Raw genomic sequence first — 22,717 nt, 5'->3', positions numbered from 1 at the left:
CGTCCTGGTGCGCGGCGTACGGGCGCTGCTCACGCGCGTACGGGCGCTGCTACTTCTCCAGGCAGAACTCGTTGATCGGGTAGCCGACGTGGCGGTCGGCCGTGGGCAGATGACCCAGGATCGTGTCGCCCGGCTTGAGTTCGGTGCTGTTGAGGACCGAGGCGCCGGGGCCGAGGACACGAACGTGCCAGTCGTCCTGGAGGATCAGGTTGACCGTCTGGCCGTTGGGCGCGACCGCGTCGATGGAGATCAGCGGACGCGTCTCGATCTTCACCCTGCCGACGCTGACGGGACGCGTGCGGCCCTTCACGTCGACCGCAAGCACCGAGCTGCCGGCGTGCAGTTCGCTCAGGTAGTGGGTGCGCCCGTGCTGCGCCACGGTGTACGAGTGCAGCGCGCCCGCGTTGACCCGGAAGGGGCGCGTCGGCATGTACGGCAGCGGGTGGGTCTCGCTGACGCACAGCACCATGCCCTTGGAGTGCGAGCCGACGAGGATGCCCTCGTCCTTGCGGAAGTGGGTCGTCGTGTCGACGCAGGCACGCTCACCCATCCCGATGTGCGTGGCGCCGGTGACCGTCAGCTCCACCAGCGGGATCTCCCCGCCGCGCGAGGTGGCCGCGGTGCGCAGGGCGGTGGCGTCGCCCACGGTGCGGCCGCGCATCAGGACGCCGTCCGAGCCCAGTTCGAGCACGCCGTAGACGATCTCGGCCTCCTCGTTGTTGGCCGCGGTCGTGACGATGGAGCCCGGGGCGCCGGTGGCCGCCGCGATGACGATCTCCAGCGGGATCTTCGTCGGGTCGCGGAAGTCGAGGACGCTCCACGCCTCCAGACGCGCCGCCAGGCAGGCGTCCTCCAGGGTGTCGGCGTCGACGATCTCGACATAGCGCCCGAACTCGACGTCGGGGTGTGCCTCCACGAGCGGGGCCCGCTCGTCCTTGCCGCCGGGCACGATCACCAGGTCGGCCTCGCCGAGGTCGGCGGGGACCGAGGCCGCCCCGTCCTCGAACAGGAGGATCTTGCGGACGGTCGGGGGCAGACCGGTGAAGGCGGCCGGGTCGGCGGCGACGACGCCGTCGATCCGCTGGTGGACGGCCTCTTCGAGGATGGCGGCGGTGGCGGTGCCGGCGTCGCGGATGTCAAGCCAGCACAGTTTTGCGTCCGTCATGATGCGGACCTCCTGTCAGATCGTGGGAGAGCGGGGCGGTGGTCGGTGCGTCGAGGTGGTCCGGGGTGAGCCGGGCGTCGCTGTCCGTGTCGGCGGACGCGGTGAAGGGGCCCGGCCCGAAGTGCTGTTCGGGGAAGTGGTGGACGAGCCGGGCGACCTTGGCGGCGAGCCGCCTGGGGTCGGCGGCCTGGAAGATGTTGCGGCCCATCGCCACGCCGCCCGCGCCGCCCGCCAGGGCGTCCCGCACGTACGCGAGGACGTCCTCCTCGTCGGCGAGGGCGGGGCCGCCCGCCACGAGCACCGGCACCGGACACGCCGCCGTCAGGTCGAGCATCTCCGCGGTGGAGCCGAGGAAGACGGTCTTGACCAGGTCGGCGCCCAGGTCGGCGGCGATCGTCACGGCGTGCGCGACGAGCTCCGGGTCCCGGGGGTCGGTGATCCGCGGGCCGCGCGGGTACACCATGGCGAGCAGTGGCAGGTTCCAGCGGTCGCAGGCGTCGGCGATCCGGCCGAGGTCGCCGATCTGCTGCCGCTCGTCGTCGGAGCCGAGGTTGACGTGGACGCTGACGGCGTCCGCGCCCAGGCGCAGGGCCTCCTCGACGCCGGCGACGACGTACTTGGCGTTGGGGTCGAGCGCCTGGCTGGTGCTCGCGTTGAGGTGGATGATCAGGGACATCGCGGCGAACCGCTCCGGACTGATGTGCCGCACACTGCCCTTGTGCACGACGACGGCGTCCGAACCGCCGGCCGCGAGGCGGCCCGCGAGATGGTCGAGTGACATGCCCTTGGACACCACGGGACCGTCACTGATCGAATGGTCGAGAGGGGTGATCATCAGGCCGGCCGTGCTGTGGCGGTAGAGCCGCCGCAGCCGCAGCGACCGGGCGAAGTGGCCGTATGCGGTCATGAGACGCCCTTTCTGGTTCGCGGGATGGCGTGATCGGGCGGAGCACCCGTGCCGCGTACGCGGACGGGGCCGTCCCGCGCGGTGGCTCCGCGCGGGGAGCTGGTGGCGGGCGCCGGAGCCGTCCCTGAGCGCTCGGGTGTGGACGACACCCGGCGCAGATACGCGCGGTCCGGCTTGCCCGACGGGGTCAGAGGCAGCTGCGGCCAGACGGAGATCCGGACCGGGGTGTGCTCCGGAGTCAGCGTCGCGGCCACGTACCCGCGCAGGTCGCACGAGGTGCGGGCGGCACCCGAGTGCAGTTCGACGGCGGCGTGCACCTGCTCCACGTAGTCGTCGTCCCGCACGCCGAAGACCGTGGCCTGGCGTACCTGCGGATGCTTGAGGAGCGCGTCCTCGATCGCCGTGGGGTCCAGCTTCAGACCGCCGTGTTTGATCACGTCGCCGACGCGTCCGTCGAGCCGCAGATAGCCGTAGCGGTCCCAGTGCCCGAGGTCACCGGTGCGCAGCCAGCCGTCCCTGAGGGTGGCGCCGGTGAGCTCGTCGTCGTCCAGGTAACCGGCCGTCACCGTGGGGGAGTTGACCCACAGCTCGCCCGTGACGCCCCGCTCGACCTGTGGTCCGCCGCCGGGCGCCCTGATCTCCAGACGCACCCAGGGGAAGGGCCGGCCGACCGAGCCGAGCAGTTCCGGCTCCCGGTGGTCGAGCGGGTTGAGGCTGCTGATGCCGCCCGCCTCCGTGGTGCCGTACACCTGGATGAGGACGTCCCCGAAGAGGCGGACGGCCCGCTCCACGCGGTCCGGGGCCGCGGGTGTGCCGCTGTAGGTGATGCGGCGCAGCGAGGACAGGTCGGTCGTGTCGATGCCCGGATGGTCGAGCAGCCGGTACAGGTGGGGCACCGCCAAGTACACGTCGGTGACCCGCTGTCGGGCGAAGGCGCGCAGGACGTCGTCGGGGTCGAAGCCGTCGTGGAGCACCACCGTTCCCCCGCCCGACAGGACGGCGTCGGCCATCGGTGCCGTGGTGTGGCTGATCGGTGTGACGGACAGAAGCGTCGCGGGTCCCCGGGGATCGAGGCCATGGGCGAGGCGGTCGACGAGCTCCTCACGGGTGCCGAACTGCTGGGCGACCATCTTGGGCCGGCCCGTGCTGCCGCTGGTGAAGTCGACGACGGCGAGCGCGTCGGCCCGCGGCGGCGGCAGCCGGCCCGGATCCAGGGCCCGGGCTGGAGCCCCGCGCGGGATCGGCAGCACGGTGAGCCCCGGCAGACGGTGGGACAGCCAGCGCCCCCGCTCGGCACTCTCCTCGTCCACCAGCAGGAGCAACGCGCACAGATCGCCAAGGAGTTGGGTCTGCGTGCCGAGCGAGAACGTCTCCGTGTCGGTCCTCGGGTTCATGGACCGTACGTAGACGGACGTGGCCCCCAGGAGGTGCACGGCGTACCGGGCGCTGAGCATCAGCGGATGGTTCGGCCCGGTCAGGACGGCCACGGTGTCGCCCCGGCCGACCCCGTGGTCGTACAGCAGGGCCGCGGTGGCGTGCACGGAGTCGCTCAGCTCACCGGCGGTGACGGTGCCGTCCGGCCGGTGCAGGACCGCGCGGGACGGATCCCGTTCGAGCGCGTCGAGAATGCGGCGGACGTACGGGCTTGATCGTGCGGTCATGTTTCCCCCTTTCTCCAGCAATTCGGTGTGCGGAATGGGCGGTTCAAGAGATCTTCATCTGCGCCATCATTCCCATGGCGCTGTGGTCGATCATGTGGCAGTGGTAGGGATAGACGCCCTTGTGCGTGTCGAAGGTGAGCTGGAGTCTGGCCGTCTGCCCCGGAAAGAGCAGCACGGTGTCCTTGAGGCCGGCCTCCGCCGGATAGACCGGCTGCCCGTCGCGTTCGAGAATGCGGAACTGCACCAGGTGCGTATGGAAGTTGTGCGGAATAGTGGTGCTGGTGTTCGTGACCGTCCAGACCTCGGTGTCGCCCCATCTGATGTGCGTGTCGATGCGGCCGGCGTCGAAGGTCTTTCCGTTGATGTAGGCCTTGTCGCCGGTGCCGGGCTCGTCCATCCGCAGCTCGAAGCTGCGCTCGACGGTCGGCTTCGGCAGGGCGGGCAGGGTGGTGAGGACGTCGGGCACGCGGCTGGTGTCGGGCGTCTTCTCGCCGACGTCGAACCGCATGATCTGGCCGACGAGTTCGGTCGGTCCGGGGCCCAGCATGTTCTGGAGCGTGAGCTGGGTGCCGGGCGCGTACTTGGAGAAGTCGACGACGAAGTCGGCGCGTTCACCGGGGGACAGGACGAGGACCGGGGTGGCGGCGGGTGCCGGGAGCAGGCCGCCGTCCGAGCCGATCTGGGTGACCTGGCTGCCGTCGTTCAGGCAGAGGATGAAGATGCGCAGGTTGCATGAATTGAGCATCCGGAAGCGGTACTTGCGCGCCTCGACCTTCATGTACGGCCACGGGGCGCCGTTGACGAGGATGGTCGTCCGGTTCTCCGCGTCGTCCATCGTGTAGACCATCTGGCCCGCCGCGTCGAACTGGGCGTCCCGCAGGATCAGCGGTACCTCGTAGCGGCCGGACGGCAGGCCGAGCGCGTCCTCCGCCTTGTCGCCGAGCAGATAGAGACCGGAAAGGCCCCGGTAGACGTGCTCGGACTCCATGTGGTGGGCGTGGTCGTGGGTCCACAGCGTGGCCCCGACCTGGTCGTTGGCGTAGACGTACGTCCTGGAGCGGCCCGGCGCGATCGTGTCCATCATGCCGCCGTCGTGCTCCACGGGGTTGCTGCCGCCGTGCAGATGGACGGAGGTCGGCATGTCCAGGGCGTTGATCTGCCGGACCACCGCGGTGCGGCCCTTGCGGGCTCGGATGGTGGGGCCGGGGAACGTGCCGTTGTAGGTCAGCACGTCCGTGCGGGTGCCGGGCAGGATCTGGTGGCTGGTGCGGCTCATGGTGACCGCGTAGTGGTCGGCGGTGCTCGTTCTCCGGTACGGGGCGAGGACCTTGGGCACGGACAGCGGGACCGCGAACGGCGTGACGGCCGGGGCGCCGGCCGCCGTTGCCGCGTTCGCGGATCCGCCCGACGTCAGTGTCTGGAAGAGCCCTCCCGCGGCGCCCACTGCGCCGACGGCACCGGTGGTGAGACCGAGGCGTATTGCATGACGACGTGTAAGCACGGCGGGGATTCCTTAACTGAGGTCGCTCGGCCGACTTGCCCGGCCGGATGGTGAATTCGTCTTCCGAGCATGCGGACCAGGGCGCGGAATTCCGAGCGTTCGACGCCTCGCGGTGACGGGTGTCATGGCCGCCGATGGTGTACGTCACCGATTTCACGCGAGACAGGGGGAGGGGTTCCCGTTCGGCCTGACAGTGATTTCCGGAGTACGCCCTCGACCGCACGCCGACTGGGCAAGTCGCCTCAAAGGAACCGGAGATCAGCATGCAGACCGAGAAGACGGCGAAATCACCGCCCCGGACCGCGCCCGCGTTCCGCGCCGACGTGCGGGTCCTCTTCGACGGGGAGTCGGCGACCCTCGCGGGCCCCGCCACCTCGCTCACCCTGCGACCGGTGCGCGGCGGCATCCGCACCGCGCTCGGCCGGCTCGCCGAAGGACCGCGCCCCATGGGCGAGTTGCTGGACGGGCTGCGGGCCGCCGAGGTCGTCCAGGTGGAACGGTTCCTCGACCGCGCGGGCCATCTCGTCGCGCGCAGCGTCCTCACCCGGGGCGGACCCGCCGACCGCAGGGAGCTCCTGCGCATCGAGCCCACCGCGCGTGACGCCGAGCACCGGATCGCCGTGGTGGCGCCGGGCACGACCGTGCGCCTCTCCCGGTTCGCGTTCTGCCGTACCCGCGAGGGCGTACTGGTCCTGGAGTCACCGCTCGTGAAGTTCCGCGCGGTGCTCGTGGACCGCGCGGCCCGCGAACTGGTCGCCGCCCTGGGCGAACCCGTCGCGGCCGGCGCGCTCGGCACCGGCCTGCACGAGGACGACGCCCTCGACGCGCTCGCCCACCTCGTGGGGGCCGGCTTCGTCGAACCCGCCGACGAGGACGGCGCGTTCGCCTCCGACACGGAGCCGACGCTGCGCCAGTGGGACTTCCACGACCTGCTGTTCCACTCCCGCATCCGCTCCGGGCGCTACGACGACGTGTTCGGCGCCGTCTACCCGTACCGCGGCGAGATCGACCCCCAGCCCGCCGTGAAGCCCGCCCCGGACGGACCGGCCGTGGACCTGTACCGGCCCACGCGCGAGGAGATCGCCGGGCGCGACCCGTCCCTCACCACCGCCCTGGAGACGCGCCGCTCCATCCGCTCCTACGGAGAAGGGGAGTTGACGGCCGAGCAGCTGGGCGAGTTCCTCTACCGGGTCGCCCGGGTCCGCGCCCACTACACCCCCGAGGACGGCAGCGGCCGCGACGAGGTCGTCTCCCGCCCCTATCCCAGCGGCGGCCAGGGCTACGAACTGGAGCTGTACGTGACCGTGCGGCGGTGCGCGGGACTCGTCGCGGGCATCTACTACTACGACCCCGTCGCGCACCGCCTCGTCCTCGTCAACGACGCGGAGACGGACCGGGAGTCCCTCTTCCATGTGGCGTCGCGCGCCACCGGGATGGAGGCGCGCCCCGACGTGCTCATCACCGTCACGGCGCGCTTCCAGCGCATGGCGTGGAAATACCGCGCCATCGCCTACGCCACGACGCTGCGGCACACCGGTGTGCTCTACCAGACCATGTACCTGGTGGCGACGGCCCTCGGCCTCGCCCCGTGCGGCCTGGGCAACGGCGACGCGGACATGTCCGCCCGTGTCCTCGGCCTCGACTATCTCAAGGAGTCGTCCGTGGGCGACTTTCTGCTGGGCAGCCGCAGCCCCGACGATTCCGTGGCCGGCGATCCCGAGGCGGGCTGGGCCATGCTCAACAGCCCGGAATGGTCGCTGCCGGTCGATTCCCCCGTGATAAATGTCAGCGAGGGGGCGCAAAGGCTGGCCACCGAATGACCGGCCGAGCATTATTAATTGCGCAGCCACCGGTTGCGGAAAGAAAAAAGACCCCCCGGAAATCTCCGGGAAGGTTCCTCCGGGGAATCCCCGGGAACTCCTGAAAGGAATTCATCACATGAGCATCAACGACATCAAGAACGGTGACGACGCGGAGAAGGCGTTCGACAGCTTCGACGTCGACGAGCTGGAGACCCTTGAGGTCGCCCAGGGCGTGGCCCTCCCGGAGATGGGTGCCTCCAGCGGTTCGATCGGCACCTCGTCGTCCTCCTCGTCGACCTGCTCCGCCTGCTGACTTCCCCTCACCCACCCCTCATCCACCCCGCGAAGCCACTTCGCGGAACACCGGAAGGAATTCATCACATGAGCATCAACGACATCAAGAACGGTGACGACGCGGAGAAGGCGTTCGACAGCTTCGACGTCGACGAGCTGGAGACCCTTGAGGTCGCGCAGGGTGTGGCCCTCCCCGAGATGGGCGCCTCCAGCGGTTCGATCGGCACCTCGTCGTCCTCGTCCAGCACCTGCTCCGCCTGCTGATCCACCGTTCCAAAGGATGCGCCCATCCAGCCGGGAGCTGGATGGGTACATCCTTTTGTGGGGACGTTTCGCGGGCCCCTGCGGGGGCCGGCCGCGTTCCCGCGTCAGCCCCGCACGGCGACGTGGAACGACGAGGCCCACAGCACCAGCGCGGCGCCCAGGCCGACCACGACACGCACCGTCTCCATCGTCGTGCCGGTCGCGGCGACCACCAGGCCGGCCACCGCGACCGCGGTCAGGAAGACGGCCGTCCACTTGTACTGCCACTGGTCGAAGAGGCGGGCGAGCGGGAAGAAGTGCAGGCCCACGACCAGGCAGATGCCGGGCGGGATCAGCTCCGGGTGGCCGCTCGCGTTCGACGCCGCGATCACCACGAAGATCGCCACCAGCTCGGCCATGTTCACCATGCCGACGCCGCGGTTCCACTTCTCCGGGAGCCGCACCATGCGCGAGGCCGGACCGGCCCCGCCGCGGAAGGCCAGGACCACCGCCACGACGGTCACCGCGGCGGCGAGCACGCCGATCGTCACCGAAACCCCCACGGCACTTATGCCGGAGCCGCCCGCAAAAGCCCACACCAGGGCAAAAACCGCGAGGACGATGGCCCCGCGGCGGCGCAGATTCTGCGTGAGTGCGAGGCACTCCGAGTCCGTAGTCATGGCCGGAGGGTACAGCGATCTTGGCGCCGGCCCGGCAGTTTTCGGCCAACCTGTCCGTGACTCGTCGGGCGCCCGTGTCACGAAAGCGGTGACGTATGTAAGCGGCCGCCCCGCATTCCCTTTCCGGGCGCAAGTCGCCGCCACAGAATTCCAGTCAAAACATTCCGCAAGATCTGTTGAAGATTTCCTGGAAGGTGCGAAAAACATGGGGGTTGAAGCGCCGGAGCGCACTGCCGTGAAGCCGGACTCCGCCGGCCTGACGGGAGTGCGGCTCCACACACGGATGCCGGTGACACCGGCGTGGCTCGCCCGGCACGTCGTGCCGGTCGCCCGCGCCCTGAGCGAACGGGGCGCTCCCGCCGTCCAGTTGAGGCGCGGCTGGCTGCACGGCCCGCATGTCGACGTCCTCGCCCTCGCGGTGCCGGGCGGCCCCGACTGGACCGAGGTCGCGGACCTCCTCGACGCCGGTCCGCTCGACCCGCCGCGCGCCCTGACCGAGGAGGCGTACCTGGAGCAGGCCCGCGAGTTCGGCCGGCTCGAAGCGGTGCAGCCGCCCTACCTGCCGCTGCACGAGCACGGCGCCGTCTCGCGGGTGGGCCCCGCCGACACGGCGTCCCGTGAGCCGCGCCTCGACCAGTTCCGCACCGTCGTGCTCGGCGCTCTCAACAAGCCCCTGCTGCGCATGATCGAGGGCATCGCGGCCGAGCCCGCCACCGCCACCGTGCGGCTCGCCGAGGCGTTCGCCGCGCTAGTCGACACCCACTTCCTCGGCCCCGCCTACGGGGTGTTCTCGCCCCGCTCCCACGTGGAGGCGTTCCTCGCCTGGGCCGCGCCCACCAAGGACGTCAGGCCCGTCTTCCAGGACCGGCTCGCCAAGGACGCGCCCCGGCTGCGTACCGTCGTCGAACAGCGTCTGTCCGGCGAGGTGTCGGCCGGGGCCGCCGAGTGGCGGACCGCGTTCGCGTACAGTTCCGGCGCCCTGGAGAGCGCCGTCGCCGCCGGGACACTCACCCTCGACCTGCTCGACTCCGTCACCGACGGTGTGGACCGCAGCGAGATGGGCCCGCCCGGAGCGACCCGCGTCGTCCCGCAGGGCGACCAGCCCGACAGCGACTTCCACCGCGCCGTCGGCGAGTCCGGAGTGGTCGCCGACCCCTCCCGCTGGTTCGCCGCCTTCCGCCTCCTGACGAACCTCTTCTACGAGCAGCTGCCGCTTCTGACCGTCTCGCCGATGCAGCGCTACTACATGTGCTTCGCCATCGCCGAGACCGTCGACGACGTCCTCGGCGTGTCCTGGCAGGACCGCCTCAACGACCGCCGTGACCGCATGGCCGGCGCGGCGGCCGACCCGACGGGAGTCACGCGATGACCGGCCCGACCACACCCGAGTCCCTCTGGTTCCTGCGCGTCAACCCGCTGCGCCGCACCCGCCTCGCCGACCCGGCACAGCGCCGTACCCTCGCCGAACTCGCCGCCGCCGAGGAGGTGTTGAGGCAGGCCGCCGACGCGTGCTCCGACGAGCTGTACCACCGCATCGGCGCCGCCGCCGACGACGCCGAGCGCCGCGACCTCATCGCGCTGCGCCGCTCCATCCACAACGGCCGCGCACCCAAGAAGCCGCCGGCCCCCACGCCCGCCGTCACCGAGTGGCTGGCCGCGCGGGACGCCAGGGAGCGGCTGCGCGACGCCGTCGTCGACGGCTACACCGAGGCCGCCGACCGTGAACGTGCGGTCCTGGCCGCCCTGCTGGGCGACGACGACCTGCTGCGCTCGCTCGCCCTGGTGGCACCCGAGGTCCACCAGGAGGCCGAGCGCTACCGTGCCGCCGTCCTCGGCCCCGGCAAGGTCTCCGCCCGCACCCGCAAGTCCGAGCGCGGCCTCATCCAGTACGTCACCCGGGCCATGGTCCGCACCAGCCCGCTGTCCCGGTTCACCGCCGTGGGCATCGCGGAGCCCGACCCGGCCGGGGTCGACCCCGGCGACGTCCCCTTCGAGGGCGCCACCGCCTTCCCCGGGCTCGACCGCGTCATGCTCGGCTACGTGCTCGGCGGGCTCCCCGCGGCCGACACCGCCGACCTCACGGACCTTTGGGTGGGCATCCCGCCCACCTCCGCGCCCGACCCCGAGTCCGGCAAGCTGTTCTTCCTGCGGCTCACCGACGCGGGCATGCGCCGGCTAGCCGTACCCCTGGACGGGCCCGTCGGCGACCTGCTCGACGCGGTGTCCATGGGGCCGCGGCTCTTCCCCGCCGTCGTCGCCCACGTCGCCGAACGCGCCGGCATCCCGGCCGAGGCCGCCGACAAGCGCGTACGGCAGGCCGTGGGCCAGGGCCTGCTGTGCACCTTCCACGAGGCCGAGGACGGCTCCGCCGACTACGACGACCTCCTCACCCCCGACGACCCGCGCGCCACCGCCCTCGCCGCAGGCATCCGCGCCGGACTGCCCCGCCTCGCCGGTGCCCCGTCGCCCGAACGGGGCGGTGTGCTCGCCGAGTTGCGCGGCGACCTCGGCAAGCTGAGCCACCTCGCCGGGCGGCCCGCCCAGATCACCGTCGAGGAGGACTACGTCATGCCGCCGCTGAAGGTGGCGACCCGGCAGTGGCACAAGCCGCTCGCCGACCTCGGCCCGGCCGTCGAGCTCCTGTCCGTCTTCGACTGGCTGCACGACGTGCGCGTCCTGATGACGGCCGCGTTCGTCGAACGGTTCGGCGCCGGGGCCAACATCCCGCTCGCCGCGAACGCCGCGTTCGTCGTCGGCGAGGTGTCCCGGCGCGCCGCCGCCATGGACGCCGTGTACGGGCCGCACGGCACCGGCGACCCGTCCGCACTCGCCGGCATCGGCCCCGCCGACGGCTCCCTGGAGCGCATGTACCTGCTGCGCCGCGAGCTCACCGAGGCCGTCCACGCCCGCCTGTCCAAGACCGTCGACGCAGGCGACGACACCCTCGTCCTCAGCCCCGACGACGTGGCGGGCCTGACCGCGTCCCTGCCCGAACGCTTCCGCCGGGACCCCCTCATCTACGGCGTCCTCCTCCAAGAGGGCGACGGCAGGCTCGTCCTCAACGACGGACTGCCGGGCCACGGCATGCTCTACGCCCGCTTCCTCGACGCCGACCGCCGCATGGGCGGCCGCGCCCTGCCCCGCCTCGCCGGACACCTCCAGCGGGAGTACGGCTTCGACGGCGCCCGCGTCACCGAGGACCTCGGCCTGCACCGTCTCAACGTCAACGCGCACGCGCCGATCCTGCCCGGCGGCCTCACCCCCGAGGACTGGTTCACGCTGCGCCTCGCGCACGACCCGGACACCGACACGCTGCGCGTCGAGGACGCCGACGGCGCGCCCCTGCGCGTACTCCCGCTCGGTACGGGCCACCCCGGCCTGTTCCCGCCGCCCCTGTCCGTCGCCTCGGGCCTCGCCATCAGCGGCCGCCTCTTCAACAGCCTGCCCAACAGCTGGCACGCGGCGACGCCGTGGGACCGCGCCACCACCAGGACCGCGCCCCGCATGGCCGTCGGCGACGTCCTCATCGGGCGCCGCCGCTGGTACGGCGGCGACGAGCTCACCACCGCGGTCGCCACGGGACCCGACGAGCACGACCGGCTCCTCGCGCTCAACGCGTGGCGCGCCCGGCACGGCGTCGCCGAAGAGGTCGTCATCAAGAACGCGCCCGAGGACGAGGGACCTCTCTCGGTGGGCGCCCCCGACGTGCAGTCCAAGCGGCTCCAGCAGAAGCCGCAGTACGTCGACCTCACCAGCGCCCTGAGCGCCCGCGTCCTGCCGCGCATGCTCGACCGGCGCGGCGCCGACGGCTGCTACCTGGAGGAGGCGCTGCCGTCCGTCGTCGACGGCACGCACGCCACCGAGTGGGTCGTCGAGGTCGGCCGCGACGACGGCGGCCGCTTCACCTACCGAGGGGGACAGGCATGACGAACGCCAGGCTCAAGGCCCGCCCGGACCTGCACTTCGCGCCCGTGCCCGGCGGCGTCTACCTCAGCGGCACGCGCGGCCAGGTCGTCCTGCGCGGCTCCGACGTCCTGCACGCCGTGGCCGAGGGCTGCGTCCCCCTCCTGGAGAACGGCGCGACCGAGGACGAACTCGTCGCCGAACTCGGCACCGAGCGCTCCCGGCCCGCCGTACGCCACCTCGTCGGCAAACTGCGCGACGCGGGGCTTCTGCTCGACCCCGACGCGTTCACCGCCCCCGAACCGACCGCCGAGGAGCGCGCGCCGCACGCCGAGTCCGTCGCCCGCCTCGAAGCCCGACTCGACGACCCGTACGCTGCGTTCGCCCGCCTGCGCGCCGCCCGGGTCCTCGTCACGGGCCCGCCCGAAGCGACGGGGCCGGCGGCGCGCGGGCTGCGCCGGGCCGGAGTGGGGGAGGTGACGGTCGCCGAGGCGCCCGGTTCGTCCGACCACGTGTACGAAGGTGCTGACGCCGTACTGGAGATCCGTACCGCAGCCGATGGTGCGGGGCCCGAACTCCCCTCAATGACACACCACTTGACCGTTCTTCTCGGCGACACGGTTCATGTCGTGGGCCCCGTTGTCGCGGGTGGTCCCGAGGGCGCCGAGGCCTTCCGTGAGCGGGTCCTGTCCTGGACGGACGAGGGCGACGGGCCCGTACCGCGCCCGGTGGCCGACGCCGTCGCCGGGGCCCTCGCGGGACAGCTGCTCATCGACACGCTGACAGGGACGGCGGACGCGGGCGAGGCCCACGTCGTGCACGGGGCGGACCTGGTCTCCGACCGGGTGACCGTCGGGGGAGCCCGCATGGCGGCCGCGCCCGGCCGGCCGGGCTCCCTCCTCACCGACGCCCCCTCGGCACCGATGCCCGAACCCGAGGACGCGCGCGAGTCGGCCGTGACCCTCGCCGGACGCTGGACCGGACTGTTCGCCTACACCGCCGACGAGGAGCTGCCGCAGATGCCGCTCGCGCTGCGCGCCGTGGAACAGCGCGGGGAGCGGACGGGCACGGTCGTCGCCTGGGGACCGCACCAGGAGACCGCGACCGTCGCCGCCGCGCTGCTCGCCCTGCGGGACCGCGTCCCGGGGGCGGCAGCGGGACTGACCGAGGAACACTGGCTGCTCGACGGCGCGCTGCGGCTGCTGGCCCCGCGCGCGGTGGAGCTCGCCGGGGCCGACGCGACGCCCGACGCCGAAGGGCGGCGCATCCTGTCCGCCCTCCGGCAACTCGTGGACGGCGGGCCGCGGCTCGCGCTGCGTCACGTCCCCGGCGTCGACTGGCGTCTCGCCGAGGTCACCACGGCGGCCGGTGAACTCCTCGGCGCGGGCTGGGGATCCACCCCCCAGGAGGCGCTGCGCACCGCCCTGTGCGAGGCCGTCGCCCACGCGCAGACGGACCGGCCCGGCCGGCTCTCCACGGACGCGCTGCTCTTCGCCGATCCGGCCGCCGTCGGCGCCCTGCGCGCACAGCTCATCGCCCACGCCGACACCGTCGGCGGCGCCTTCATAGGCCACGCCGTCGCCGCGGACCCGGTGCTCGGCGAGATCCCCTTCTGGTACGGGCCGGTCGAGGCCGCAGCACGCACGCGGGAGACCCACGATGCACAGTGACACGGCGGACACGACGGACACGATCACCGCGCGGCGCGCTCCCGACGCGTACGACGACGAGATCTGGCGCGACGTCTGCGCCGGGCTCGGCGCACCGGCCGTCGCGGACGGCGTGAGCGTCTCCGTCCGGCGCGGCTGGGACCTAGGCTGGGAACGCCAACACCTCGACGCGGCAAGGGAGTCGGGCCGCCCGCATCTGTCCGTGCGCGTCCACGGTGACGAGGTCCTCGTCGGACCGTTGTGGGCGCCGGACACCGATGCCGGGTGCGCGGGCTGCGCAGAGGTCCGCGAGCGCACCGTCGTCGACCACCCCCTGGTCGGCGACCTCACCCACGCCGTCGACGGCCCAGCGCCGTCCGAGGCGCTGCTGCCCGAACTGCTCCGGGCGTCCCTGGAGCATCTGGCGCGGCGGCCCGTCGGCCCCGGCGAGCTCTACGCCGTCTCGGCGCGCGGCCTGCGCCGCCACCGCGTCGCCCGCAGCTTCCACTGCCCGCTGTGCGGCCCGGAGAAGGGCGAACTCGCCTCCGGACAGCAGCCGTTGCCCCTCGCGCTGCGCAACCGGCCGGCCTCCCCGGGCGACCCGACCCGGTCCGGCGACAGCCGTCTCGTCGAGCGCGGTCTGCTGCGCGAGCGCCTCGTCGACGACCGCTTCGGCCCGGTCCGAGCCATCCTGCGCGAGTCCCGCACCCCGTTCGCGATGAGCATGGCGGTCGTGCCGGACGCGCCGGCGATGGGCCACGGCCGCGCCAGGACGTTCGCCGAGACCGAGCCGGTCGCCGTCCTGGAGGCGTACGAGAGGCTCGGCGGATTCCCGTACGACATCCCGGTCCTCACGGACCGCGCGTACACGGACGTCGCCGAGCACGCCGTGGACCCGGCGACCCTCGGCCGGTACACGGACGAGCAGCTGGCCCACCCGACGAGCCGGGTGACACCCCACACGGCCGACACCCCGATGGACTGGGTGTGGGGCCACGACCTCGACGACGGGCGGGCCCTGCTGGTCCCCGCCGACCACGCCTTCTACCAGTACGAGTACGCGTTCCGCCGGGACCGGCGCGCCGCGAGGGCCGTCGAACCGCACGAGCGCAAGCACTACTTCTACGAGTCGTCCAGCGGCTGCGCCGTCGGCGCGAACCTCGAAGAGGCGGCGCTGCACTCGCTGTTCGAGCTGGCCGAGCGCGACGCGTTCCTGACCTCCTGGTACCGGGCCGTGTCGTTGCCCCACATCCCGGAGAGCTCGATCACCGACCCGACGAGCCGCGCCATGATCGAGCTGATCCAGGCACGCGGCTTCGACATCCATCTGCTGGTCGCCACGCGGGACATCGCGCTGCCCGTGGTCTGGGTCCTCGCCGTCAACCGCCTCCACCCGTTCCCCGCGACGTTCTCCTCGGCCGGGTCCGGGGCGGACCCGCAGTCCGCGATCCGCGGCGCCCTGCGCGAGGTCGCCCAGCTCGTCACCAACCCGGTCGACTGGACCAGGGAACAGGTCGAGGCCATGGCCGAAGACCCCTGGCTGGTCCAGGAGCTGGAGGATCACGTCCGGTTCTCCTCGATCCCCGAGACGCGCGAGCGGGCCACGGCCGCGCTCGGCGGCCCGAGCGTCACACCGGACGAGGCGTTCCCCGACTGGCCGCGGCGCCTCGCCGACGCGTCGGGCGGCGATGTGCGCGGCGCGCTGGACTTCGTGCGCTCCCTGTTCGCCGACGCGGGCCTCGACCGGATCGTCCTCGTCGACCAGACGAGCCGCGAGCACGCCGACGCGGGCATCCACGTCGCGCGCGCGGTCGTCCCCGGCATCCTGCCGATGTGCTTCGGCCACGCACAGCAGCGCCTGGCGGGCCTGCCCCGCCTGGAGGCGGCCCTGCGCGGCACCGCCCAGGAGCACCGGACGTCCCCCTACGACCCCCACCCGTTCCCGTGACCGCGCCCGCGCCGGCCCGGCGTTCCCCCGTGGAACTGCCGGGCCCCGAAGGCGACAACAGCATCGCGCGCGAACCCCTCTGGTACGCGTACGGCGCCGGCGCCGACCGGCCCGAGCCGCCCCCGTGGACCTGGACCCCGGAACCGCCGCCGGACACGCACGTCCCGCCCGAGCCCCCGCGCGCGGGCGATCCGCGCGAGACCCTCCCGCTCGGCACCGTCGACCTGCTGGAGGCCATGCCCTACCCCGCGCTCCCGCCGCCGCGCGACGTGCCGGACCGCCTGGCCCGCGCGCTGATCACCGCGTTCGGCCCGCAGCGCCGCGAGCCCGAGAACCCGTACAACGACCACCGCCCCTACGCCTCCCCGCGCTGCCTCTTCCCCGTGCACGCCTTCGTGGCCGGGGGCAGCGGCGGGGCGCCGTGGCGTGTCCTCGACCCTGACCGGCACGCGCTGACCGGTGAGCCGGGCGGGGGCGCACCGCGCCGGATCGCCCTCACCGGCCGCTACACGGCGATCCCCGCCGCCTACAAGTGGTTCAGGGGATCGCTGGTCGCGCTCGAACTCGGCATCGTGCTGCGAGCGTTGGGCGTGGGCTGCGAACTGTTCGACGTACCCGCGCGGCTCTCGCTGCCCGGGCCCGACGGGCATGAACTCCTCGGGGACCTCGGGCTCGACCCGGCATGGGAGTGGTCGCTGCCGCTCACCCTCGACGTCGGCGACCCGGCCCCGGTCCTGCCCGTACGGCGTCGTGCCGCCATCCCCGACCTGCGCGACCCGTCCCTCGCCGACCTCGTGCGCGTCAACCGGCAGCAGACGTACGACGGTTCACCCGTCCCTGTCGGGCGCGCGATCCCGCGGGACCTGCCCCTCTCGCGCACTGTCCCGAACTGGGCGGAGCTGCTGTGGCAGCGGCACTCCGGGCGCATGCCCCGCGCCCTGCACGGCATGAGCGGCCGCCGCGCCCGGCTCCCCGCCGAGGCGTTCGACAGCGTACTGCGGTGGCTCGCCGTCCCGCCCCCGGGACCCGACCTCGCGGCGGCCTTCGACGCGGTGAACGTCACCGCCGTCGTCCAGGGCGTCGACGGCCACGAGGACGGGGTCCACCGCGCGGTCCCGGGCGGCGCCCGCCTGCTGCGCGCCGACCCGGAAGCGCCCGCCCGCCTGGAGGAGCACTACGGGTACGGCGTCTCGCCCGTCAACGGCTGCCGCATCCGGCACGCGCCCATGACCGTGTTCTTCTCCGTGCGCCCCCGCGACCTGTTCGCCCGCTCGGGGCCGGCCGGGTGGGGCGCCGCACAGCACGCCGTCGGCTGGGCCGCCCACGGCCTGTGCCTCTCGGCGGCGGCCTCAGGCCTCTTCGCGCGGCCCGTCCGCGCGTTCAAGGAGATCCCCACGCAGCGCGTCCTCGGCCTCGATCCGGACGAGACGATCGTCCTCTCCGTCGTCGTCGGCGCCCCGCAGGACTCGGGCGGCGCGCTTCTGGACCTGCGGCTGTGACCGCCCGCACCCCGACCACTCAGGGAGACCTCATGACATGGAGCTCGTGGCACCTCCACCTCGCCACCACCGCCCGGTCCGCGCACGACCGCGTCCTGACCGACGTGATCGGCCCCACGATCGGCGAACTCGCCCCCGGCACACCCTGGTTCTTCATCCGCTACTGGCAGGCAGGACCCCATCTGCGGCTGCGGATCAGGGACGTGGACCCGGATGCGTACGACCGTGTCGAGGAGCAGCTGCGCGTCCGGCTCGCCGATGCCGGAACGCTCGGGCCCGGCGAGGAGCCGCTCGACCCCGACGCCTACCTCGAAGGCGCGGGAGCGCTCGCCTCCGCGGGCGAGCAGGGCGACGACCGGCACGTACGGGCCATGCTGGCGCCCGGCGTCCACCGCGCCGACTACGACCCCGAGTTCGACCGCTACGGCGGCCCCGCCCTGATGCCCGCCACCGAGGACCTGTTCCGGCTCTCCAGCGAGCTCGTCCTGCGCCTCGCACCGAAGGCTCCCGCGCAGGCGCAGCGATCCCTGCTCGCCCTGCGCGGCACCATGGCCGCCGCCGCAGCCCTCGGTGACACCGCCGAACGCGGCTACTTCTACGCGCACGGCCTCGGCGCCTGGCGGGCCTGGGCCGGGGAGGCCGGCTACCCGGACGAGCTCCTCGACTCGCTGACCACGATCACCCGGGACGCCGGCGCCAAGCCCGTGGACCCGCTCGCCCACGGCCCGTTCGCCCACTGGCACGACAGGCTCGCCGCCCTCACCGGCGACATCCGGGAGAAGTCCCCGACCCACCCCGGAATGATCCTCTTCTCACACGCCCACATGCTCCACAACCGCCTGGGCCTGAGCCTCCTGGAGGAGCTGCGCAACTACGCCTGGCTGGCGCATGTCTTCCCGGTCACGGAGGGCGCCCTCGCCTGACCCGGGAGCGCGCACGACGAGGCCCGGCCGGTAGAGCACCGGCCGGGCCTTCGTGTTGTGCCGCACGCGGATCAGGCGCGTACGAACACCGCCGTCACCCGCAGCCGCAGCCGGGGACCCACCATCGCCCGCATCGCGCTCACGCCGCACGCGTGCCGGTCGACCGTCGCCGACGCGCGCACGACCGTGCTGGCGCCCTCCGGGACGACCTCGTCGACCGTGAGGACCAGCGGCACCGCGCGGCCCTTGACGGACAGCAGGCCGGAGACGGTCCAGGGCTCGCCCGTGGCGAGGGTCTCACCGTCGAAGCGCAGGAGCGGGTGGTGCTGCGTGTCGAGGAAGGCGGGGCCGCGGACGGCGTCGTCCCGGCGCGGGTTCCCGGTCGTGAAGCCGGCCGCGTCGAGCGCGACGTCGAGGTGCCCGAGCCGGCCCTCCCCGTCGAGTTCCGCGGCGCCGGAGCGCACCGGCATCGACCCGGTCACCGGGAGGAGGAGAAAGTGCCGGCCGGTGAACTCGACGGAACTGGCGGAGGGTTCGAGGGTCCAGGCACCGGCGAGGTCGGCCGGCCCGGGGCGCGTGTGCGGTTCGGTGAGCGACATGCGAGGGGGTTCCCTTCGGGATGGGGGGGTGGGGCGAGGTGCCGAGGGGGCCTCCGAGGAGGCCCCCAAGAAGTGCGCGGGGTACGGCGCGTGGTCTACTCCGGCCGCGGGTCCCAGCGGAAGCTGCGCACCGCGATCAGGGCGCCGACGACACCCCAGGCCGCGAGAACGGCGAGGTCGCGCCACTGGTAGCCGGAGTTCTGCGCGAACGGCGCCAGCATCGCGTCGTTGAACGGCTTCACCGGGAGCAGCCCGGCGATGTTGTTGAGGACCTCGGAGTGGATCGGGAAGTAGCTGCCCGAGATGAACACCAGGGGGAACTGGATGAACTGCACCACGGCGGGTGCCGCCTCCGAGTTCTTGATGAGCGAGGCGACACCCACGCCCAGCGCGCAGAAGCTCGCCGCGCCGAGCACGAGGGTGAGCATGATCGCGCCCCAGTGCGTCGGCAGAGGCACGTCGTACAGCGAGCCGATACCGATGACGAGCGCGACGTCGACGACGCTCACGACGATGCAGTGCACGAGCAGGCCCGTGAAGTAGACCCAGGCCGGCAGCGGCGTCGCGTGCAGCCGCTTGAGCACCCCGGTCTGCCGCCGCATCGCGAGGACGATCGCCAACTGCCCGTAACAGGCGCCCAGTACGGACACCGCGGCGATCGTCGGCGTGTAGTACTGCATGCCGGACAGGCCGAAGAAGAACTTGTCGTCGGCGCTGCCGCTGAACACCGCGCCGAAGATCGCGATGATGACGATCGGCAGCACGAACGTGAACACCATCGACTGCGGGTTGCGCCAGAACGACAGCTGCTCGTAACGGATCTGATGGCCGAGCAGCGCCAGCGGGCTCCGCTCGGTGCGCGCGGTGCGTCCGGCGCCGGCGGCCGTGGTCGGGGTCAGGGTGGTCATGAGCGGCTCCGTCCGGGTCGGCGCCCTCGCCGCGAGGACGGCCCGCGCCCGCGTTCGGAGGACGGTGAGGATGCTTCCTGTTCCGCGTACTTGCTGGTCAGGCCCAGGTAGATGTCTTCGAGCGTGGGCTGCTCCACGGTCAGGCGCTCCAGCGGGGTGCCGCGCCGCAGCGCCCACTCGGTGAGCCGGTGGAGCGCGGCCGTCGGCTCGTCCGACTCCGCCGTGACCAGGCCCTCCTGCACATCGCTCACCTGCAGCGGCACATCGGTGAGGGCCGCGCCGTGCGGCAGCAGGAAACGGATCCGGGCCAGCGCGCTGTCCCGGCCGCCCAGCGTGTCGGGCGTGCCCGCGGCGACGATCTCACCGCCCGCGATCACGGCGACCGAGTCGGCGAGCGCCTGCGCCTCGTCCATGTAGTGCGTGGTCAGGACGATGGTGGTGCCCGCGTCCCGCAGGTTCTTGACGACCTCCCAGGCGCCGCGCCGCGCGTTCGGGTCGAAGCCCGTCGTCGGCTCGTCGAGGAAGAGGAGCTGCGGGTTGCCGACGACGCCGAGTGCCAGGTCGAGCCGCCGCTTCTGCCCGCCGGACAGGTCCTTCACCTTCGCGCCGCGCTTCTCGTCGAGCCCGACCAGGTCGATGACCTCGTCGATGCCGCGGGGCGCGGGGTAGTAGCCGGCGTTGCGCGCGATCGTCTCGCGCACCGACAGATACGGCTCGACGGCGATGTCCTGGAGCACGAGCCCGATCTGCCCGCGCAGCCACTTGCCGTCCGCCTTCTTGCCCGGGTCGCGCCCGAGCACCTCGACACTCCCGCCGTCCCGGCCGCGGAAGCCCTCGAGGATCTCCAGTGTGGTGGTCTTGCCCGCGCCGTTCGGTCCGAGCAGGGCGAAGATCTCCCCGTCCGAGACGGTGAAGTCGACGCCGCGTACGGCCTCGTGGTCCCCGTAGCGCTTGCGCAGGCCCTCCACGGCCACCGCGGTCACCGCGGTCCCTCCGCTTCCGTCACTGTGTGCCTCCCGGCGTCGTCAGATGTCGCTGTCACCTGGAAGTTAGGCCCGGACGGGGGCACTTGAGCCGCCGTGGCCCGGTTCCGATGACGGACGTCACGCAAGCGGCGACAGTTGTCAGGTCAGGGGGTGACGGCCGTTGCCGCGCGGGCCGTGAGCCGCCGATGCTCTGGGAGCGGCGAAGGGCGGGACCCCGGCACTCCGGGCTTCTCGCACCGCCGCGCACCTGGCCGGTAGACAGCGACGCGGAAGGCGGTCCCAGACGTGCGGTTCGGGGAAGTGGGCGAAGGGGAACGGCCGCGGATCACTGTGGTCGGCGCGGGCATCGGAGGCCTGGCACTGGCCGGCGCGCTGGCCGCGCACGACCTGCCGTACGTGGTCTTCGAGCAGACCAGGCGCCTCGCGGAGGTGGGGGCGGGCGTCCAGCTCTCGCCGAACGCGATCAGGCCGCTGCTGCGTCTCGGCCTCGGCCCGGCGCTGCGCGAGCACGCCGTGCGCATCGAGGCGATGGAGGTACGCGGCTGGACCGGCCGCCCCATCGCCCGTACCCCGCTCGGCGAGGACTGCGAGCGGATGTTCGGGGCGCCGTACTACGCGATCCACCGTGCGCATCTGCACGAGGCGCTGCTGTCACTGGTCGACCGGGACAGCCTCCGGCTCGGCCAACGCCTGCGCGGCGCCGACGAGTCCGACGACGGCGCCCGGCTCACCTTCGAGGACGGCACCGTCCGCGAGGCGGAGGTCGTCGTCGGCGCCGACGGCATCCACTCGACCGTCCGCGAGACGTTCCTGCGCGACGAGCCGGTCTTCGCGGGGCTCGGCATCTACCGGGGCCTGGTCCCCGTGGACCGGCTCCCCGACGAGGCGCGCGCCGCGCTCGTGCGCCTCTGGCTCGGTCCCGGCGGGCACTTCGTCTGCTACCCGGTGTCCGGCGGCCGCCACCTCAGCTTCGCCGCGACCGTCCCCATGACGGACGCGCCGCCCGAGTCGTGGTCGGCGCCCGGCGACCCGGAGGAGCTGCGCCGCGCGTTCGGCTCGTGGACCGGCCTCGTCTCCGACATCGTCGAGGCCGTCGAGGTGACCCATCAGTGGGCGCTCCACGACCGGCCGCCGCTGCGGCAGTGGTCGAGCCGCCACATCACGCTCCTCGGCGACGCGGCGCACCCGATGCTGCCGTTCATGGCACAGGGCGCCAACCAGGCCATCGAGGACGCGATGGACCTGGCGGCCTGCCTCGCCGCCCCGACCGACGAGCCGACCGGCACCCGCCTCGCCCGCTACGAGTCCCTGCGCATCCCGCGCACGGCCGAGATCCAGCGCGGCTCCCGCGGCAACGCCGGCGTGCTGCACCTGCCCGACGGCCCGGCCCAGCGCCGCCGCGACGCGCAGATGGCGGTGCACGCCGCTCTGCGCGACCGGACGACGCTGTACGCCCACGAGACGGGCCGCAGCGTGGTGCCTTCGGGGGTGTGACTCCCGGGCGCGCCTACGGCGGTGTGCCGTCGAAGGTGTGACTTCGGTGGTGTGCCTTCGGAGGTGTGCCTTTTCGAGGGGAGGCGGACAGTGTGACGGGGCGTCGGCCGCCGTCTACTGTTCGGCCCATGCAGTCCTACACCATCGGGCAGGCGGCGCGTCTGCTCGGCGTCAGCCCCGACACGGCACGCCGCTGGGCCGACGCGGGCCGCGTCGCCACCCACCGCGACGAGGGCGGCCGCCGCCTGATCCGCGGCCAGGACCTGGCCGCCTTCTCCGTCGAGGTCGGCCAGTCCGGACCCGACGGAGAGGACGCCTCGTACACCTCCGCGCGCAACGCCTTCCCCGGCATCGTCACCGGCGTGAAACTCGGCGACGTGGCGGCCCAGGTCGAGATCCAGGCGGGCCCGCACCGGCTCGTCTCGCTCCTGACCCGCGAGGCCGTCGAGGAGCTGGGCCTGGAAGTGGGCATGCAGGCCATCGCCCGCGTGAAGTCGACCAACGTACACATCGACCTCACCTGACCCGGCCCCACCGGGTACCCGGACGAGGGGG

19 protein-coding genes are annotated in these 22,717 nt (G+C 72.9%); 11 read left to right on the top strand and 8 right to left on the bottom strand.

The window, feature by feature from the left end; all coding sequences use genetic code 11:
• Positions 1-49 precede the first annotated feature (49 nt).
• From OHO83_RS14175 to OHO83_RS14160, 4 genes are read right to left on the bottom strand one after another with little or no spacing between them, the layout of a single operon-like run.
• Positions 50-1,165, bottom strand: a complete 1,116-nt coding sequence (locus tag OHO83_RS14175; RefSeq protein WP_266674981.1) for a 3-dehydroquinate synthase II — start codon at positions 1,163-1,165, stop codon at positions 50-52.
• Positions 1,137-2,072, bottom strand: coding sequence for a 2-amino-3,7-dideoxy-D-threo-hept-6-ulosonate synthase (locus OHO83_RS14170; RefSeq protein WP_266674982.1), 936 nt, complete (start codon positions 2,070-2,072; stop codon positions 1,137-1,139). Before OHO83_RS14170 ends, OHO83_RS14175 begins: the two co-directional genes overlap by 29 nt.
• The gene (locus OHO83_RS14165) at positions 2,069-3,733 is read right to left on the bottom strand and encodes a class I adenylate-forming enzyme family protein (RefSeq protein ID WP_266674983.1); all 1,665 of its coding nucleotides are present in this window, start codon (positions 3,731-3,733) and stop codon (positions 2,069-2,071) included. Before OHO83_RS14165 ends, OHO83_RS14170 begins: the two co-directional genes overlap by 4 nt.
• A 43-nt stretch (positions 3,734-3,776) precedes the next feature.
• Positions 3,777-5,234 (bottom strand): multicopper oxidase family protein, encoded by a 1,458-nt coding sequence (locus OHO83_RS14160; protein WP_330279572.1) that lies wholly within the window; start codon positions 5,232-5,234, stop codon positions 3,777-3,779.
• A 263-nt stretch (positions 5,235-5,497) separates the two neighbouring features.
• Between OHO83_RS14160 and OHO83_RS14155 the strand changes: the two genes are divergently transcribed.
• The 3 genes from OHO83_RS14155 to OHO83_RS14145 all read left to right on the top strand — a co-directional run bounded on the left by OHO83_RS14155 (position 5,498) and on the right by OHO83_RS14145 (position 7,594).
• The gene (locus tag OHO83_RS14155; RefSeq protein ID WP_330279571.1) at positions 5,498-7,054 is read left to right on the top strand and encodes a SagB/ThcOx family dehydrogenase; all 1,557 of its coding nucleotides are present in this window, start codon (positions 5,498-5,500) and stop codon (positions 7,052-7,054) included.
• Positions 7,055-7,172: 118 nt separating this feature from the next.
• Positions 7,173-7,349 carry a thiazolylpeptide-type bacteriocin gene (locus OHO83_RS14150; RefSeq protein WP_100591202.1) on the top strand — a complete coding sequence of 59 codons (177 nt, stop codon included), beginning with the start codon at positions 7,173-7,175 and terminating at the stop codon, positions 7,347-7,349.
• A gap of 68 nt (positions 7,350-7,417) precedes the next feature.
• A complete protein-coding gene (locus OHO83_RS14145) occupies positions 7,418-7,594 on the top strand; it encodes a thiazolylpeptide-type bacteriocin (protein ID WP_100591202.1) in 177 nt (58 codons plus the stop codon).
• Positions 7,595-7,698: 104 nt separating this feature from the next.
• Here OHO83_RS14145 and OHO83_RS14140 read toward each other — a convergent pair whose 3' ends face one another.
• Positions 7,699-8,253, bottom strand: a complete 555-nt coding sequence (locus OHO83_RS14140; RefSeq protein ID WP_266674986.1) for a DUF7010 family protein — start codon at positions 8,251-8,253, stop codon at positions 7,699-7,701.
• A gap of 205 nt (positions 8,254-8,458) precedes the next feature.
• Here OHO83_RS14140 and OHO83_RS14135 point away from each other — a divergent pair, with 205 nt between their 5' ends.
• From OHO83_RS14135 to OHO83_RS14110, 6 genes are read left to right on the top strand one after another with little or no spacing between them, the layout of a single operon-like run.
• Positions 8,459-9,622, top strand: coding sequence for a hypothetical protein (locus tag OHO83_RS14135; protein WP_329433737.1), 1,164 nt, complete (start codon positions 8,459-8,461; stop codon positions 9,620-9,622).
• On the top strand, positions 9,619-12,180 hold the full coding sequence (locus OHO83_RS14130) for a hypothetical protein (RefSeq protein ID WP_330279570.1): 2,562 nt from the start codon (positions 9,619-9,621) through the stop codon (positions 12,178-12,180). Before OHO83_RS14135 ends, OHO83_RS14130 begins: the two co-directional genes overlap by 4 nt.
• Positions 12,177-13,826, top strand: coding sequence for a hypothetical protein (locus OHO83_RS14125; RefSeq protein WP_266674989.1), 1,650 nt, complete (start codon positions 12,177-12,179; stop codon positions 13,824-13,826). The genes OHO83_RS14130 and OHO83_RS14125 overlap by 4 nt, the downstream gene beginning before the upstream one ends.
• On the top strand, positions 13,816-15,753 hold the full coding sequence (locus OHO83_RS14120; protein ID WP_330279569.1) for a TOMM precursor leader peptide-binding protein: 1,938 nt from the start codon (positions 13,816-13,818) through the stop codon (positions 15,751-15,753). Before OHO83_RS14125 ends, OHO83_RS14120 begins: the two co-directional genes overlap by 11 nt.
• Positions 15,750-17,252, top strand: a complete 1,503-nt coding sequence (locus tag OHO83_RS14115; RefSeq protein WP_330279568.1) for a nitroreductase family protein — start codon at positions 15,750-15,752, stop codon at positions 17,250-17,252. Before OHO83_RS14120 ends, OHO83_RS14115 begins: the two co-directional genes overlap by 4 nt.
• A gap of 32 nt (positions 17,253-17,284) precedes the next feature.
• Positions 17,285-18,175, top strand: a complete 891-nt coding sequence (locus OHO83_RS14110; RefSeq protein ID WP_329433729.1) for a thiopeptide-type bacteriocin biosynthesis protein — start codon at positions 17,285-17,287, stop codon at positions 18,173-18,175.
• A 71-nt stretch (positions 18,176-18,246) separates the two neighbouring features.
• On the opposite strand, the gene OHO83_RS14105 is transcribed toward OHO83_RS14110, so the two are convergent.
• The 3 genes from OHO83_RS14105 to OHO83_RS14095 all read right to left on the bottom strand — a co-directional run bounded on the left by OHO83_RS14105 (position 18,247) and on the right by OHO83_RS14095 (position 20,665).
• Complete coding sequence (locus OHO83_RS14105) at positions 18,247-18,774, bottom strand: YceI family protein (RefSeq protein WP_330279567.1); 528 nt, start codon at positions 18,772-18,774, stop codon at positions 18,247-18,249.
• A 95-nt stretch (positions 18,775-18,869) separates the two neighbouring features.
• Positions 18,870-19,682 (bottom strand): ABC transporter permease, encoded by an 813-nt coding sequence (locus OHO83_RS14100; RefSeq protein ID WP_266674994.1) that lies wholly within the window; start codon positions 19,680-19,682, stop codon positions 18,870-18,872.
• On the bottom strand, positions 19,679-20,665 hold the full coding sequence (locus tag OHO83_RS14095) for an ABC transporter ATP-binding protein (protein WP_266674995.1): 987 nt from the start codon (positions 20,663-20,665) through the stop codon (positions 19,679-19,681). The genes OHO83_RS14100 and OHO83_RS14095 overlap by 4 nt, the downstream gene beginning before the upstream one ends.
• A 288-nt stretch (positions 20,666-20,953) precedes the next feature.
• Between OHO83_RS14095 and OHO83_RS14090 the strand changes: the two genes are divergently transcribed.
• Together OHO83_RS14090 and OHO83_RS14085 are read left to right on the top strand one after the other, a co-directional pair.
• Positions 20,954-22,162, top strand: a complete 1,209-nt coding sequence (locus OHO83_RS14090) for an FAD-dependent monooxygenase (protein WP_330279566.1) — start codon at positions 20,954-20,956, stop codon at positions 22,160-22,162.
• A 128-nt stretch (positions 22,163-22,290) separates the two neighbouring features.
• Positions 22,291-22,686, top strand: coding sequence for a TOBE domain-containing protein (locus OHO83_RS14085; protein WP_329433727.1), 396 nt, complete (start codon positions 22,291-22,293; stop codon positions 22,684-22,686).
• The last annotated feature ends 31 nt before the right edge of the window (positions 22,687-22,717 follow it).

It is taken from the genome of Streptomyces sp. NBC_00569, assembly GCF_036345255.1.
In the GTDB taxonomy this organism is placed as follows: domain Bacteria; phylum Actinomycetota; class Actinomycetes; order Streptomycetales; family Streptomycetaceae; genus Streptomyces.
The sequence above is the reverse complement of the archived record's forward strand: the minus strand, read 5'-3'. Positions and strand labels throughout refer to the sequence as shown.

What these genes read in the sequence shown, in the direction of transcription:
- OHO83_RS14135 (WP_329433737.1), top strand. Translation starts at nt 8,459, where the DNA reads ATGGGGGTTGAAGCGCCGGAGCGCACTGCCGTGAAGCCGGACTCCGCC.
- OHO83_RS14125 (WP_266674989.1), top strand. Translation starts at nt 12,177, where the DNA reads ATGACGAACGCCAGGCTCAAGGCCCGCCCGGACCTGCACTTCGCGCCC.
- OHO83_RS14110 (WP_329433729.1), top strand. Translation starts at nt 17,285, where the DNA reads ATGACATGGAGCTCGTGGCACCTCCACCTCGCCACCACCGCCCGGTCC.
- OHO83_RS14170 (WP_266674982.1), bottom strand. Translation starts at nt 2,072, where the DNA reads ATGACCGCATACGGCCACTTCGCCCGGTCGCTGCGGCTGCGGCGGCTC.
- OHO83_RS14155 (WP_330279571.1), top strand. Translation starts at nt 5,498, where the DNA reads ATGCAGACCGAGAAGACGGCGAAATCACCGCCCCGGACCGCGCCCGCG.
- OHO83_RS14130 (WP_330279570.1), top strand. Translation starts at nt 9,619, where the DNA reads ATGACCGGCCCGACCACACCCGAGTCCCTCTGGTTCCTGCGCGTCAAC.
- OHO83_RS14175 (WP_266674981.1), bottom strand. Translation starts at nt 1,165, where the DNA reads ATGACGGACGCAAAACTGTGCTGGCTTGACATCCGCGACGCCGGCACC.
- OHO83_RS14085 (WP_329433727.1), top strand. Translation starts at nt 22,291, where the DNA reads ATGCAGTCCTACACCATCGGGCAGGCGGCGCGTCTGCTCGGCGTCAGC.
- OHO83_RS14105 (WP_330279567.1), bottom strand. Translation starts at nt 18,774, where the DNA reads ATGTCGCTCACCGAACCGCACACGCGCCCCGGGCCGGCCGACCTCGCC.
- OHO83_RS14145 (WP_100591202.1), top strand. Translation starts at nt 7,418, where the DNA reads ATGAGCATCAACGACATCAAGAACGGTGACGACGCGGAGAAGGCGTTC.
- OHO83_RS14120 (WP_330279569.1), top strand. Translation starts at nt 13,816, where the DNA reads ATGCACAGTGACACGGCGGACACGACGGACACGATCACCGCGCGGCGC.
- OHO83_RS14100 (WP_266674994.1), bottom strand. Translation starts at nt 19,682, where the DNA reads ATGACCACCCTGACCCCGACCACGGCCGCCGGCGCCGGACGCACCGCG.
- OHO83_RS14140 (WP_266674986.1), bottom strand. Translation starts at nt 8,253, where the DNA reads ATGACTACGGACTCGGAGTGCCTCGCACTCACGCAGAATCTGCGCCGC.
- OHO83_RS14165 (WP_266674983.1), bottom strand. Translation starts at nt 3,733, where the DNA reads ATGACCGCACGATCAAGCCCGTACGTCCGCCGCATTCTCGACGCGCTC.
- OHO83_RS14150 (WP_100591202.1), top strand. Translation starts at nt 7,173, where the DNA reads ATGAGCATCAACGACATCAAGAACGGTGACGACGCGGAGAAGGCGTTC.